Origin of the sequence: Micromonospora sp. B9E7, assembly GCF_039871815.1 — a bacterium.
In the GTDB taxonomy this organism is placed as follows: Bacteria; Actinomycetota; Actinomycetes; order Mycobacteriales; family Micromonosporaceae; genus Micromonospora.
The window spans coordinates 521,767-535,072 of the sequence record NZ_JBDPLX010000003.1 but is presented as its reverse complement, the minus strand read 5'-3'; the positions used below and the strand labels follow the sequence as shown (position 1 = coordinate 535,072).

The window sequence follows — 13,306 nt, the reverse complement described above, 5'->3', positions numbered from 1 at the left end:
GGGTGGGTGGGAGGGTGGGTGAGGTGGGGCTATAGGGGGCGGGCGTAGCGGACCTGCGGGGTGAGCGCGGTGCCGATGTGCTCTTCGCGCTCCACCCCCGTCGACGTCCAGCCGCCGCGCTCGTAGAAGGAGCGGGCGTGGGCGTTGTCCCGGAGTACCCAGAGCGCCGCGCGACGCCAACCCTGGGCGCGCATGGCGTCCAGGGCGTCCACCATCAGCGCGCGACCGATGCCGCGGCCCTGCTCGCGCGGGTCGAGGTGGATCGCGTTTAGCAGCCCGGTCGCGGGGTCGTCCTCGTCGTCCGGGCCCAGGTGGCTGAACCCGACCAGCGCCCCGGCCCGCTCGGCCACGGTCATCCGGTGGGTGTCCTGTTCCCAGCGCCACCGCTCGACCCAGTACCGCCCCATCGCCTCGGGTGTCGGGTCGGCCAGGGCTTCGACCGGGAGGAAGGCGGAGTACGCGGCGACCCGGGAGCGCTGGTGCAGGGCACCCACCGCCATCAGGTCGTCGCCGGTTGCGGAGCGCAGCGTGACGGTCACCCGGCCGAGGCTACCCGGCGGGGTGGGAGCTGCACCGTGGTCAGATCCTCCGCGATGATCAGGTCACCGTCGAAGTGCTCGCGTGCCTCGTCGTGGAATCGGCGCGGGTCGGGGTAGCGCTGGGAGAAGTGGGTCAGCACGAGCCGGCGTACCCCGGACTCGGTCGCCACCCGGGCGGCCTGCGCCGCGGTGAGGTGGCCGACCTCGGCGGCGAGCGCGGCCTCCGACTCCAGGAAGGTCGACTCGATGACCAGCAGGTCGGCGTGCTCGGCGAGCGCGTACACCCCGTCGCAGAGGCCGGTGTCCATCACGAACGCGAACCGCTGCCCGTGCCGGGGCTCGCTCACCTCGGCCCGGGTGACGCGGCGTCCGTCGAGGTCCAGGTGCCCGACGCGGATCAGCTCACCGACGGCCGGCCCGGCGATGCCGTACGCGGCCAGCTTCTCCGGCAGCATCCGGTGGCCGTCCGGCTCGACCAGCCGGTAGCCGTACGTCTCGATGGGGTGCCGCAGCCGGCGTGCCTCCAGCGTGCCGCACGCCAGGGTGATCCGTTGCCCGTCCGCCTCGATGGGTTCGACCCGCAACTCGGCGGTCTCGTAGAAGGAGGTGGCGTGCCGTAACCGGGCGAAATAGTCGGCGCCCCCGGCGGGAAAGTGCACCGCGACCGGGTGTGGCACCCGGTCCAGGGAGAGCCGCTGGATGGTGCCGGGCAGGCCCAGGCAGTGGTCGCCGTGGAAGTGGGTGACGCAGATGCGGGTGAGGTCGCTGGCGGTGACAGTGGTGTGCAGGAGTTGACGCTGGCTGCCCTCACCCGGGTCGAAGAGGATCACCTCGTCGTCCCAGCGCAGCACGTACCCGTTGTGGTTGCGTTGCCGCGTCGGCGCCTGGCTGGCCGTCCCCAGCACCACCAGTTCGCGCATCGACATCGGCGGGCCTCCGGAGATGGAGCGACCCCCGGGGCGCTCCGCGCATGTGCGCGGGCCGGCTGGACTTGGCCGGCACCCCGGGGGTCGGGTGGCTGTCGTGGATTCGCCGCACCGCTGCCACACGGTCTCGACGATGGTGCTTTTTGCCCGCCTCGCGGCGAGCCGATCACTGTCGAGGACAGCGGCTAGCTGACAGCCACCTCACGAGTCCGATTGCTATACAAGTCTGGACCACCTCCTTTCACGTGTACGGCCACGTTATCGAGTTCTCGTCGGGCTCGGCAACGGATTTCGATCACAGGGCCGAACGGGAATGCCCGGCCACCTCCTCAGGCGGCCGGGCATCACGCGGGTTCGGTGTCTGATGGTCAGCCGCCGACTCGGGCCACGCCGACCGGGCAGCTCAGCCCGTTCGGGCCGTGGTTGCAGTAGCCGTTCGGGTTCTTGGTCGGGGCGAGGTACTGCTGGTGGTAGTCCTCGGCGAAGTAGTAGCTGCCGAGCGGGGCGATCTCAGTCGTGATCTCGCCCTTGCCGGCCCGCGTCACGATCGGCTGGAACGCGTCCCGGGACGACTCCGCGATGGTCCGCTGCTCGTCGGTGGTCGTGTAGATCGCCGACCGGTACTGGGTGCCCACGTCGTTGCCCTGGCGCATGCCCTGGGTCGGGTCGTGGTTCTCCCAGAAGACCTTGAGCAGATCCTCGTAATTGATCTTGCTGGGGTCGTACACCACCTGGACGACCTCGGCGTGCCCGGTCCGGCCGGAACACGTCTCCTCGTACGTCGGGTTCTTGGTGATGCCACCCGCGTAGCCGGCGGAGGTGGTGTAGACGCCGGGCAGCGTCCAGAACAGCCGCTCAGCGCCCCAGAAGCAGCCCATGCCGAAGACCGCTACCTGCAGCCCCTCCGGGAAGGGCCCCTTCAACGGGGTGCCCAGCACCTCGTGCCGGTCGGCGACCGGCATGGCGATCGGACGGCCCGGCAGGGCCTGGTCGGGCGAGACCATCTCGGCGTTCATACGGCGCAAAAACACGTGGGGATCTCCTCTCGTACCACTCGCAGCGTGCAACACCGGTGGGTCTACCTTCCTTACCCGCGCGAGTGTGAGTCAGGCCGCGCCCGAGAGTGCGGCGGCGACCCGGCCCGCGTAGGTCTGGGCCTCGGCGTCGTCCTCGTAGCGGGTACGCGGCCAGAAGAACCCGCGCAGTCCGTCGCCCTTGGTCCGTGGCACCACATGGGTGTGCAGGTGCGGGACGGACTGGGACACCTTGTTGTTCATCGCCACGAACGTCCCACCGGCCCCCAGAGCGGTCTCCACGGCCACCGCCAACCGCTGGACCAGCGCGAAGTAGCCCGGCAGCAGCTCGGACGGCAGATCGGCCAGGGTCACCAGGTGCACCCGGGGCACCACCAGCACGTGCCCCTTGAACACCGGCCGGGTGTCCAGGAACGCCACCCCGTCCGGGGTGTCGGCCACCCGGACCGCCGGCACCTCACCCGCCACGATCCCGCAGAACACGCAACCGCTCATCGGGCCAGGCTATGCCGACGGTTCCCGCGGTCCGGCCCCGCCCGGGAGCGCGGGTTCCGTTCCAGCCCTCGGGACGGGGCACTAGCCTCACCACCATGAACCACGGCTTCGAGACGCTCGCCATCCACGCCGGCCAGGACCCTGAGGCCCGCACCGGCGCGGTGATCCCACCGATCTACCAGACCAGCACGTACGCGCAGGACGCCGTCGGTGCGCCCCGGCTCGGCTACGAGTACAGCCGTTCGGGCAACCCGACCCGCGACGCGCTCCAGGAGTGCCTGGCGGCGCTGGAGGGCGGGCCGGTGGGGCTGGCCTTCGCCAGTGGTCTGGCTGCCGAGGACACCCTGCTGCGGGCCGTGTGCCAGCCGGGCGACCACGTGGTGATCCCGGACGACGCGTACGGCGGCACCTACCGGCTGTTCGCCCGTGTCGCCCAGCGCTGGGGTCTGGAGTTCACCCCGGCCAAGGTCTCCGACCCGGACGCGATCCGGGCCGCCGTCCAGCCCGGCCGCACGAAGATCGTCTGGCTGGAGACGCCGACCAACCCGTTGCTCGGCATCGCCGACATCGCCGCCCTGGCCGCCGTGGCACACGACGCGGGCGCGCTGCTCGTGGTGGACAACACCTTCGCCTCGCCGTACCTGCAGCAGCCGATCGCGCACGGCGCGGACGTGGTGGTGCACTCCACCACCAAGTACATCGGCGGGCACTCCGACGTGGTCGGTGGTGCGCTCGTCGTCGCCGACGCCGGGCTCGGTGAGGAACTGCGCTACCACCAGAACGCGATGGGCGCGATCAACGGCCCGTTCGACGCCTGGCTCACGCTGCGCGGCATCAAGACCCTCGGGGTACGCATGGACCGGCACTGCGACAACGCCGAGCGGCTCGCCGCGTACCTCGACGGGCACGCCAAGGTGGCCCAGGTGATCTACCCCGGGCTGCCCTCGCACCCCGGTCACGAGGTGGCCGCGAAGCAGATGCGCCGGTTCGGCGGCATGATCTCGTTCCGCGCCTCCGGCGGCGAGGACCACGCCGTCGAGATCTGCAACCGCACCAAGCTCTTCGTGCTCGCCGAGTCGCTGGGCGGCGTGGAATCCCTGATCGAGCACCCGGGCCGGATGACACACGCAAGTGCTGCCGGCTCGCCGCTTGAAGTTCCCGGCGATCTCGTGCGACTGTCTGTCGGCATCGAGACGGTCGACGACCTGCTCGCCGATTTGGAGCAGGCGCTGGGCTGACCGCTGGGGAGGATGGCCGTGCAGGACATCATGGCGACCTGGGTCGGGGCGACCGCCAAGCAGATCGCCCGGGGCGTACGCCGAGGTGACGTCTCGGCCACCCAGGTCGTCGCCGACCACCTCGAGTACATCTCCCGAGCCGACCGTGAGCTGGCCGCGTTCCGCGCCGTTCGCGGCGGCGAGGCGATCACCGAGGCGGAGAAGGTCGACGAGCAGGAGGACCTCGCCAACCTGCCGCTGGCGGGGGTTCCGGTGGCGGTCAAGGAGAACACTCCGGTCGCCGGCCTGCCTACCTGGAACGGATCGACGGCCGCCCGCACCGACGTCGCGGAAGCCGACCACGAGGTGGTGCGTCGGCTGCGCGGCGCCGGCGCGGTGATCCTGGGCGTGACCCGGATGCCGGAGCTGGGGCTGTGGGCGCTCACCGACGACGACAGCGCCGTGACCCGCAATCCGTGGGACAGCACGCGTACCCCCGGTGGCTCCTCCGGCGGCGCGGCCGCCGCGGTGGCCGCGGGGCTGGTGCCGATCGCGCACGGCAACGACGGTCTCGGCTCGATCCGGATCCCGGCGGCCTGCTGTGGTCTGGTCGGGCTCAAGCCGGGTCGTGGTGTGGTCCCCTGCCAGCTCGGCGCGGACGACTGGTTCGGCCTCACCGAGCACGGCATGCTGACCAGCACCGTCGCCGACGCGGCGGTCGGCTTCTCGGTGCTCGCCGGTCGACGTCCCGAGAAGCTGGTCCCGCCGCAGCGCCTGCGGGTGGGCGTCTCGCTGAGGTCCCCGGTGCGTGGTGTCGCACCGGACGCGCCCAACCGCGACGCGGTCGCCGCCGCCGGCCGGCTTCTCGCCGCCGCCGGGCATGACACCGTGCCGGCCGATCCGGTCTACCCCACCGCACTCGGGCTGCAGGGCATCGCCACCTGGTTCGCCGCGGCCGCCGCCGACGTCCGGGCGTCCGGGATCGACCGGCGTGGCCTGCAACGGCGTACCCGGCGGCACGTCGCGCTGGGCGAGTGGGCGCAGCGCCGCGGTTACGTGCGGGAGGCCGACCGCGCCGCGTGGCGGCAACGGTCGGTCGACTTCTTCGGCGACCACTCGGTCGACCTGCTGCTCACGCCGGCGTTGGCCACCGCGCCGCCGGAGGCCGCGCGCTGGTCCGAGCGGTCGTGGCGGGCGAACATGACGGCCAACATCCGGTACGCCCCGTACGCCGCACCGTGGAACGTCGCCGGCCTGCCGGCGGTCGTGGTGCCGGTGGGCCGGCGCCCGGACGGTCTGCCGGTCGCGGTGCAGCTGGTCGGCCCGCCCGGCTCGGAGTTGCTGCTGCTCGGTGTCGCAGGCCAGTTCGAGATGGCCGCCCCCTGGGCGCGCCACGCCCCCGGCTACCCCCGGATCGGAACGGGGTCGCCGGCCGTCGCATGATCGTCTACGGTGTGCGCGCATCATCGCGCGGACCGGGGGATTCTTATGCGCTGTCAGACCTGTGGGGACGCCACGTCCCCCGAACATCACGAGTGCCAGCGGTGCTACACGCCGCTCGGCCAGCCCGCGGTCACCCCGGGGTTGCCGACCTACCGGGTCCGCGGCATCGGCCTGGCGGCCAACGTCGCCGTCGGCGCGACCGCCGTGCTCTACCTGGTGGTGGCGCTGTACCCGCTGATCGGCATGGTGATGGCCCGGCGGGCCATGGCGAACGACGACCCGGACCTGCTTGTCAGCGCGCTGATCATCAGCGCGGTAGTGGCGCTGATCATGACGGTGGCCCAACTCACCGCCGCTGTACTGGTGATCATCTGGACGTGGCGGGCCCGCAAGAACACCGACGCCTTCCCCGGCGCCGAGCCGGCCTTCGGACCCGGCTGGGCGATCGCCGGCTGGCTGGTGCCCTTCGCTAACTTCGTGGTGCCGGCCCGGGTCGTGGCGGGCGTGGCCCGGGACAGCCTTTGGCGGCGGGCCACGCCGCCGCTCGTGGCCGTCTGGTGGTGCTCCTGGCTGGTGTTCAGCATCGGTGAGCGGCTCGCCACCCGCGCCGACGACCGGGCGTACGAGAAGCTGGCGGAGACCCCGTTCGACGACGCCGGCTACCAGGCGTACGTCGACCACTACCAGGACGCACTGCTCCGCAACACGGTGCCCGCACTGGGCTGCGTGATCGCGGCGGTGACGCTGATCCTGCTGATCCAACGGATCTCCGCTGCCCAGGAGGCCCGGATCGCTCACGCCACCCCGCAGTGGCCGACCGCCCCGATCTGGCCGGCCCAGGTATGGCCAGCGGCGCAGCCGGCTTCCGGGGTGCAGTCGGCTCCCGGGGCGCAGTCGGCTTCCGGGGTGCCCGGGGTGCAGCCCGCTGCTGCGGCGCAGCCCCTCTCGGAGGTGCCGGGGGCTGCGCCGGCTTCTTGATTCACTCGGGATCATTGAAGTCGGGCTGTCCGGGCCGCCCTGATACCGCGCTTTTCAGGATGTCGAGTGGATCAACGTCGCCCACGCCGGTGTCGCCGCTGGGCGCCCGGGAGGCGGGTGGCACGATCGGGGCATGACGGAACTGGTCGGTCTCGACGACGTGCGGGCCGCACGGGAGTTGCTCGCTGGCGTCACCCGGACCACCCCGCTGGAGCCCTCGCGTCCGCTCAGCGCGGCGCTGGGCGGGCCGACCTGGCTCAAGTGCGAGAACGTGCAGCGTGCCGGCTCGTACAAGGTGCGGGGCGCGTACGTGCGGATCTCCCGGTTGTCGGCGGCGGAGCGGGAGCGCGGCGTGGTCGCGGCGAGCGCGGGCAACCACGCGCAGGGTGTGGCTCTCGCCGCCGGCCTGGTCGGTACGCACGCCACCGTCTTCATGCCGGTCAACGCGCCGCTGCCGAAGGTGGCGGCCACCAAGGGGTACGGCGCGCAGGTCGAGCTGGCCGGCAACACCGTCGACGAGGCGTTGGTCGCCGCCCACACGTACGCCGAGCGCACCGGCGCGGTGCTGATCCACCCGTTCGACCACCCCGACGTGATCGCCGGCCAGGGGACGGTGGCGCTGGAGATCCTCGAACAGTGCCCGGACGTGAAGACGATCATCACCGGGGTCGGTGGCGGCGGTCTGATCTCGGGCATGGCCGTGGCGGCCAAGGCGCTGCGACCGGACATCCGGATCATCGGCGTCCAGGCTGCCGGTGCGGCGGCGTTCCCGCCCTCACTGGTGGCCGGAGAGCCGGTCCGGCTGCCCACCTTCTCCACCATCGCCGACGGCATCGCGGTCGGCCGGCCGGGCGAGATCACCTTCAACCACGTGCGCAAACTGGTCGACGAGGTGGTCACGGTCTCCGAGGAGGACATCTCCCGGGCCCTGTTGATGCTGCTGGAACGCGGTAAGCAGGTTGTCGAGCCGGCCGGGGCGGTCGGTGTCGCCGCGCTGATGGCGGGCGTGGTCGAGGTGGAGACGCCGGTGGTGGCGGTGCTGTCCGGTGGCAACATCGACCCGTTGCTGATGCTGCGGGTGATCGAGCACGGGCTGGCCGCCGCGGGTCGCTACCTGCGGGTGACCGTGCGCTGCTCGGACCGGCCGGGGCAGCTCGCGTCGCTGCTCAGTCAGATCGCCGAGCATCGGGCCAACGTCGTGGACGTGGAGCACCAGCGGGCCAACCCGCACCTCGGCCTCGGCGAGGTGGAGGTGGCGCTGTCGGTCGAGACCCGGGGCGTGGAGCACTCGGACACGCTGATCAGCGCGTTGCGGGCCAGCGGCTACCAGGTGGTGTTCGCCGCCGAGGCGTGACACCGGTGGGTGTCACGCCTCGGAAGCGGTGCTGGGGAGCGGCTCGTGTGGCCGCCGGCGGTCAGCCGGAGAACGGCTCGAAGCTGACCACTGTCACCTTGATGTCGGCGCCGCTCGGTGCCGTGTAGGTGCAGGTCTGCCCGGCCCGACCGCCCAGGATCGCCTTGCCGAGCGCCGACTCGGGGCTGTAGACGGTCAGGTCGGTGGTGGCGGCGATCTCCCGCGAGCCGAGCAGGAAGGTCTCGGTGTCGTCGGTGTCGTCGTCGAAGTAGATCGTCACGACCATGCCAGGCGAGACCGCGTCCGCGGTCGGCGCCTCCCCGACCTTCGCGGTGCGCAGCAGCTCCGTCAGGTAGCGGATGCGACCTTCGGCCTTGCCCTGTTCCTCGCGGGCGGCGTGGTAGCCGCCGTTCTCCCGCAGGTCGCCCTCCTCGCGCCGAGCGTTGATCTCGGCGGCGATGGCCGGACGGTTGGCGATGTGCTCGTCGAGCTCGGCCTGGAGGCGGTCGTACGCGTCCTGCGACAGCCAGGTGGCGGGCGCCTCGTTGCCAGTGGACACAGGCGTTCTCCTCAGTTGTGCGTGGCTGGCTGACAGGTGAACTACCAAGTTACCAGTGCGGTACGACACAGGGTGTCGGCCATCACCCCGGGTGCCCGGATCCGACACCGCGCGTAGATGGCCTTCCGCCCCTGCGGGAAGGGCTGTTCCCGCAGGTCAGGACGGGGGTCGGCAGCGCAGGACCTCGCCGATGAACGGCCGCGCGGTGGTGGCGAGGCGGTGCCGGGTCGTCACGTGCCGGTTGCCGGGTTCGGCGGTCACCGTGACCTGTTCCCGGGCGACCTCGGCGCCCGCGCGGTCCCGGGCGCGCAGGACGCAGACCGCCGATCCGCCCGACGGCACGGTCACCCGGAAGTCGACAAGCACCTGGTTGTCCGTGATGTCCGTGTACGTGATCACCTGGGCGTCGTAGGCCGGGTCGCCGTACTGGCGGTAGAGCCGTACGGAGATCACGGTCAGCGTCCCCACGAGCGCCAGCAGCACCAGTGCCGCCAGCAGCGTGCGTCGCCGCCGTCCGCCCGGTGCCCGGCGTCGGCCGTAGCGCCCGGCCGGGAAAACGGGCGCGCCTGCTGAAATTGTGGCGTGCGTCTCGGTCACCGGCGGGTATCTCCTGGCGTTGTTGTCGGCGGCATCAGCAAGAATGGCAGAGTCCCATCCTCCCACCCGGTCCAGCGGCAGGAATGGCAGGTCATGCACGCGCTGCTGACCGGCGGCAAGGGTGCGGTGCGGACGATCCCGGCAGGTCAGCCGGTTGAGCCCGGTCGGGTCCACCGTCCGGCACAGACGAGGAGCGCCGAAGTTGGCAGAGCAACTGCGTCTCATGGCCGTGCACGCGCACCCGGACGACGAGTCGAGCAAGGGCGCGGCGACGACGGCGAAATACGTCGCACAGGGGGTGGACGTCCTGGTCGTGACGTGCACGGGCGGCGAGCGCGGGAGCGTGCTCAACCCCAAGCTCGATCGACCCGACGTGTGGGCCAACATCGCCGACATCCGGCGTGCCGAGATGGACGCCGCGCGGGCGATCCTCGGCATCGACCAGGCCTGGCTCGGCTTCGTCGACTCCGGCCTGCCCGAGGGTGACCCGCTGCCGCCGCTGCCCGAGGGTTGCTTCGCCCTGCAGGACGTCGAGGTGGCCGCAGGGCCCCTGGTGCGGTTGATGCGCGAGTTCCGTCCGCACGTGGTCACCACGTACGACGAGGAGGGCGGCTACCCGCACCCGGACCACATCATGTGCCACAAGGTGAGCGTGGCCGCCTTCGAGGCCGCCGGTGACCCGGAGCGCTACCCGGAGCTGGGCGCCCCCTGGCAGCCGTTGAAGCTCTACTACGACATCGGCTTCTCCAAGGGCAAGATCATGGCCCTGCACGAGGGCATGCTGGCCGCGGGTCTGGAGTCGCCCTACGAAGAGTGGCTCAAGCGGTGGGAGGACCGTCCCGACAAGGGCCCTCGGATCACCACCCGGGTCGAGTGCGCCGAATACTTCCCGGTTCGCGACGACGCGCTGCGTGCCCACGCCACCCAGGTCGACCCGGACGGCTTCTGGTTCCACGTGCCGATGGAGCTGCAGCAGCGCGCCTGGCCGACCGAGGATTACGAGCTGGCCCGTTCGGTGGTCGACAGCCCGCTGCCCGAGTCGGATCTCTTCGCCGGGGTGCGGGAGACGGCGCACGCACGCTGATTTCGGGCGGGTCTACCCTGGTTACCAACCGCACATCGGAGGAACGCCATGCTGACCGCTGCCCAGGTGCTCGCGGAGAACAACTTCGGGGACACCCGCACGGGTGGTCTGGCCGGCCCGATGGGCCTGTTCCTCATCCTGCTGCTGGCCACCGCGACCATCCTGCTGATCCGCAACATGAACTCTCGGTTGCGCCGCCTGCCGGACCGGTTCCCGCAGCAGGCCGGGCCAACCGACCCGACCAGGGCCGATGCGGCAGTCGTCGATCCGACAGACGGGACCGGGGGGCGTGATTCATCCACGCCCGCTCCCAATGGGCACCAGCAGCACCGGAACGGGTAGTCGCCCCATGAATCACGCCGAACCGGTTGGTCGCCCCCTGTTGCGGCCACCCGGTTTGGCTTAGCCTTCCGCCGGGGGACCAAAAGTCCCCGAGCCGTGTGCGGGAGGGGGCGCCGATGACCAGCACAGCACCGGCCGCCCGCCGCAACCTCGGTCGGTCGGCTGACGGGGGAGGTCGATGACCTCCGGTCCAGCCGACGACTCGTTCGACCGGCTCGGGGTGCGGGGCACTCCGGGCCGGTTACTCGTGCTCACCGTCGCCGTCACCCTGACCGCCGTGGTCGCCGCCGCGGTCGGGTTGACCCTTCCGGCTGGGCTGCCGGCCGACGACCCCCTCGGCGGTCCGGCCCGGTTCGGCATCGCGGTCGGCGTCCTCGGCCTCGCCCAGCTGGCCCGGCTCCGGTTCCGTTCGGCTGCGGGCATGGTCAGCATCACCTGGGGTGAGGCGGCGCTGATCGTCTGCCTCTACCTCACCCCCGCCGGCTGGCTCCCGTCGGCCACGCTGCTCGGCACCGGGCTGGCCTGGACGGTGCTCTCCCTGCACAACGACCGCCGTCCGGTCCTGGAGATCGTCCGGATCGCCGCGTCGCTGGCCGCCGCGTCGGCGCTGGCAGTCTCCGTGACCACGGCGCTCGGGCGGCCACTGCTCTCCCCACCCACACCGATGCTGGCGCTGGCCGTGCTCGCCGGGTCGGTGACCTATCTGTTGGTGACCGCCTGGCTGGGTGGGGTGACGCTGGGCCTGCGGCACGGCCTGCCGATCGGGCCGCCGCTGCTCGCCGCGCTGCGCGGCAAGCTGCTGATGTTCGTCGGCAACGTGGCGGTCGGTCTCGTCGTGGTCGCCCTGCTGGAGCTGGACCCGCGCTGGTTGCTGCTGCTGCCGCCGCTGCTCTGGCTGCTCCAGCAGACCTACCGTTACCGGCTGCGCTCCGATCTGGAGCGCCGCACCTGGAGGGCCTTCGCCGAGGCGACCGCTGCCCTCAACCAGCTCGACGAGCGGGGTGTGGCCAGTGCGGCGGTCACCGGGGCGCTGACGCTGTTCAACGCCGAGCTGGTGGACGTCGACGTGGCCCGGGCCGACGGCCGGTGGCACCGATACCGGGGCGACGCCAGCGGTCAACTGGCCGACCGCGAGACGGACCCACCGGACATGACGGAGCCGGACGAGCACGAGCTGAGCCGGGCACTGGCGGTCGGCGCCGCGCCGGTGGGTCGGCTGCGGGTGCGGTTCCCCCGCTCGGCCCCGCCCAGCGCCCGGGAACGCGACGCCGTGGCCGCGTTCGGCGATGCGCTCGCTGCCGCGCTGCACGACGCCGCAACCCACCGCGAGCTGCGGTTGGTGACCGCCCGGTCGTCGTACGAGGCGGTGCACGACCCGCTCACCGGGTTGGTCAACCGGGCGGCGATGCTCGGCAAGGGTGACCAGTCGCTGCGGCAGCTCGCGCACGATCACCCGGTGGCGCTGCTGCTGCTGGACATCAACCAGTTCAAGGAGGTCAACGACACCCTCGGTCATGCGGCGGGCGACCAGTTGCTGCGGCTGACCGCGAACCGGCTCGACACGTTGGTCCGCCCCGGCGACCTGCTCGGCCGCCTCGGCGGCGACGAGTTCGCCCTGCTGCTCACCGCGGTGCCGGTGCTCGGCGACCGGGGCGCCCCGATGGCCCACGCGTTGCGCCAGGCCCGGGAGATCGCCGAACGGCTGGCCGCGCCGACCGAGGTGGCCGGCGTCCGCATGTCGATCGAGGTCTCCGTCGGGGTCGTGGTCGCCGACGCGGGCACTGCCGACCTGACCGAGCTGCTGCGCCGGGCCGACATCGCGATGTACCAGGCCAAGGAGGGCGGCGGCAACGTCGCCGCGTACGACGGCACCCGCGACGCGGCCAGCACTGATCAGCTCGCCCTGCTGGCCGAGCTTCGGGAGGCGTTGAAGGTCGACGACCAGCTGGTGCTGGCGTTGCAACCGGCGGTCGACCTGACCACCGGTGCGCCCACCGGTGTGGAGGCGCTGATCCGCTGGCAGCATCCCCGCCGTGGGTGGTTGAACCCTGCCGATTTCATCCGACCGGTGGAGAACAGCGAGCAGCTCGGCACCTTCACCCGCTATGTGCTGGACAAGGCGCTCGGTGTGGCCGCCGGCTGGGCCCGGGAGGGGTTGGACGTCCCGATCTCGGTCAACCTGTCGGCGCGCAGCCTGCTCGACCCCCGGTTGCCGGCGGAGATCGCCGACGCGCTGCGCCGACACCAGGTGCCACCGCACCGGCTCGTTCTGGAGATCACCGAGACGGTGGTGATGAGCGAGTTGGAGGTCATCGACGAGGTGCTGGCCACGCTCCGGTCGATGGGCGTGCAACTCGCGGTGGACGACTTCGGCACCGGCTTCTCGTCGCTGACCTTCCTCACCCGGATCGCCGTTGACGAGTTGAAGGTGGACCGCTCGTTCGTGATCCGGATGGCGGACTCCCCGGAGGCGGCGGCGATCGTGCGGACGACCGTGGGTCTCGCTCACGAGCTGGGGCTGCGCGTGGTCGCGGAAGGTGTGGAGACCGCCGAGCAGCGGATGGCTCTGGCCGAGCTGGGCTGCACCTCCGCGCAGGGCTACCACTTCTTCAAGCCGATGCCGGCGGACAAGATCGGCGCGGTGCTGGGGTCGCTGCGCGACTCGGCGGAGTCGAACGTGTTCCGGCTCCGCGCCGACGGCGCTTCCTGACCGTCCGGGTGGAGCCCGCGCGGTCCGG

Annotated in this window: 13 protein-coding genes; 7 read left to right on the top strand and 6 right to left on the bottom strand. The window is 71.7% G+C overall.

Annotation, left to right across the window (positions count from 1 at the left end):
- Positions 1-29: 29 nt before the first annotated feature.
- The 4 genes from ABGB10_RS07715 to ABGB10_RS07700 all read right to left on the bottom strand — a co-directional run bounded on the left by ABGB10_RS07715 (position 30) and on the right by ABGB10_RS07700 (position 2,994).
- The gene (locus ABGB10_RS07715; RefSeq protein WP_347660144.1) at positions 30-539 is read right to left on the bottom strand and encodes a GNAT family N-acetyltransferase; all 510 of its coding nucleotides are present in this window, start codon (positions 537-539) and stop codon (positions 30-32) included.
- On the bottom strand, positions 536-1,465 hold the full coding sequence (locus ABGB10_RS07710) for a ribonuclease Z (protein ID WP_347660143.1): 930 nt from the start codon (positions 1,463-1,465) through the stop codon (positions 536-538). The genes ABGB10_RS07715 and ABGB10_RS07710 overlap by 4 nt, the downstream gene beginning before the upstream one ends.
- 368 nt (positions 1,466-1,833) lie before the next feature.
- Positions 1,834-2,496, bottom strand: coding sequence for a peptide-methionine (S)-S-oxide reductase MsrA (gene msrA, locus ABGB10_RS07705; protein ID WP_269681088.1), 663 nt, complete (start codon positions 2,494-2,496; stop codon positions 1,834-1,836).
- A 75-nt stretch (positions 2,497-2,571) separates the two neighbouring features.
- The gene (locus ABGB10_RS07700) at positions 2,572-2,994 is read right to left on the bottom strand and encodes an HIT family protein (protein ID WP_347660142.1); all 423 of its coding nucleotides are present in this window, start codon (positions 2,992-2,994) and stop codon (positions 2,572-2,574) included.
- 95 nt (positions 2,995-3,089) lie between these two features.
- Here ABGB10_RS07700 and ABGB10_RS07695 point away from each other — a divergent pair, with 95 nt between their 5' ends.
- The 4 genes from ABGB10_RS07695 (at position 3,090) to ilvA (ending at position 7,986) form a co-directional block, all read left to right on the top strand.
- Positions 3,090-4,232: a cystathionine gamma-synthase gene (locus ABGB10_RS07695; protein WP_145786365.1), complete on the top strand. Its 1,143-nt coding sequence runs from the start codon at positions 3,090-3,092 to the stop codon at positions 4,230-4,232.
- A gap of 12 nt (positions 4,233-4,244) precedes the next feature.
- Positions 4,245-5,654 carry an amidase family protein gene (locus ABGB10_RS07690; protein WP_347660141.1) on the top strand — a complete coding sequence of 470 codons (1,410 nt, stop codon included), beginning with the start codon at positions 4,245-4,247 and terminating at the stop codon, positions 5,652-5,654.
- Positions 5,655-5,699: 45 nt separating this feature from the next.
- Positions 5,700-6,632, top strand: coding sequence for a DUF4328 domain-containing protein (locus ABGB10_RS07685; protein WP_347660140.1), 933 nt, complete (start codon positions 5,700-5,702; stop codon positions 6,630-6,632).
- Positions 6,633-6,765: 133 nt separating this feature from the next.
- Positions 6,766-7,986, top strand: a complete 1,221-nt coding sequence (ilvA, locus tag ABGB10_RS07680) for a threonine ammonia-lyase (RefSeq protein WP_347660139.1) — start codon at positions 6,766-6,768, stop codon at positions 7,984-7,986.
- Positions 7,987-8,047: 61 nt separating this feature from the next.
- On the opposite strand, the gene greA is transcribed toward ilvA, so the two are convergent.
- Positions 8,048-8,545, bottom strand: a complete 498-nt coding sequence (greA, locus tag ABGB10_RS07675) for a transcription elongation factor GreA (RefSeq protein WP_088986285.1) — start codon at positions 8,543-8,545, stop codon at positions 8,048-8,050.
- Positions 8,546-8,701: 156 nt separating this feature from the next.
- Positions 8,702-9,142, bottom strand: coding sequence for a DUF4307 domain-containing protein (locus ABGB10_RS07670; RefSeq protein WP_347660138.1), 441 nt, complete (start codon positions 9,140-9,142; stop codon positions 8,702-8,704).
- Positions 9,143-9,344: 202 nt separating this feature from the next.
- Here ABGB10_RS07670 and mca point away from each other — a divergent pair, with 202 nt between their 5' ends.
- The 3 genes from mca to ABGB10_RS07655 all read left to right on the top strand — a co-directional run bounded on the left by mca (position 9,345) and on the right by ABGB10_RS07655 (position 13,278).
- Complete coding sequence (gene mca, locus ABGB10_RS07665) at positions 9,345-10,226, top strand: mycothiol conjugate amidase Mca (protein ID WP_145786370.1); 882 nt, start codon at positions 9,345-9,347, stop codon at positions 10,224-10,226.
- A 48-nt stretch (positions 10,227-10,274) separates the two neighbouring features.
- The gene (locus tag ABGB10_RS07660; RefSeq protein ID WP_347660137.1) at positions 10,275-10,568 is read left to right on the top strand and encodes a hypothetical protein; all 294 of its coding nucleotides are present in this window, start codon (positions 10,275-10,277) and stop codon (positions 10,566-10,568) included.
- Between the two features lie 178 nt (positions 10,569-10,746).
- The gene (locus ABGB10_RS07655; RefSeq protein WP_347660136.1) at positions 10,747-13,278 is read left to right on the top strand and encodes a bifunctional diguanylate cyclase/phosphodiesterase; all 2,532 of its coding nucleotides are present in this window, start codon (positions 10,747-10,749) and stop codon (positions 13,276-13,278) included.
- The last annotated feature ends 28 nt before the right edge of the window (positions 13,279-13,306 follow it).

What these genes read in the sequence shown, in the direction of transcription:
- ABGB10_RS07690 (WP_347660141.1), top strand. Translation starts at nt 4,245, where the DNA reads ATGGCCGTGCAGGACATCATGGCGACCTGGGTCGGGGCGACCGCCAAG.
- ABGB10_RS07660 (WP_347660137.1), top strand. Translation starts at nt 10,275, where the DNA reads ATGCTGACCGCTGCCCAGGTGCTCGCGGAGAACAACTTCGGGGACACC.
- ABGB10_RS07685 (WP_347660140.1), top strand. Translation starts at nt 5,700, where the DNA reads ATGCGCTGTCAGACCTGTGGGGACGCCACGTCCCCCGAACATCACGAG.
- ABGB10_RS07655 (WP_347660136.1), top strand. Translation starts at nt 10,747, where the DNA reads ATGACCTCCGGTCCAGCCGACGACTCGTTCGACCGGCTCGGGGTGCGG.
- ABGB10_RS07710 (WP_347660143.1), bottom strand. Translation starts at nt 1,465, where the DNA reads ATGTCGATGCGCGAACTGGTGGTGCTGGGGACGGCCAGCCAGGCGCCG.
- ABGB10_RS07700 (WP_347660142.1), bottom strand. Translation starts at nt 2,994, where the DNA reads ATGAGCGGTTGCGTGTTCTGCGGGATCGTGGCGGGTGAGGTGCCGGCG.
- ABGB10_RS07695 (WP_145786365.1), top strand. Translation starts at nt 3,090, where the DNA reads ATGAACCACGGCTTCGAGACGCTCGCCATCCACGCCGGCCAGGACCCT.
- ilvA (WP_347660139.1), top strand. Translation starts at nt 6,766, where the DNA reads ATGACGGAACTGGTCGGTCTCGACGACGTGCGGGCCGCACGGGAGTTG.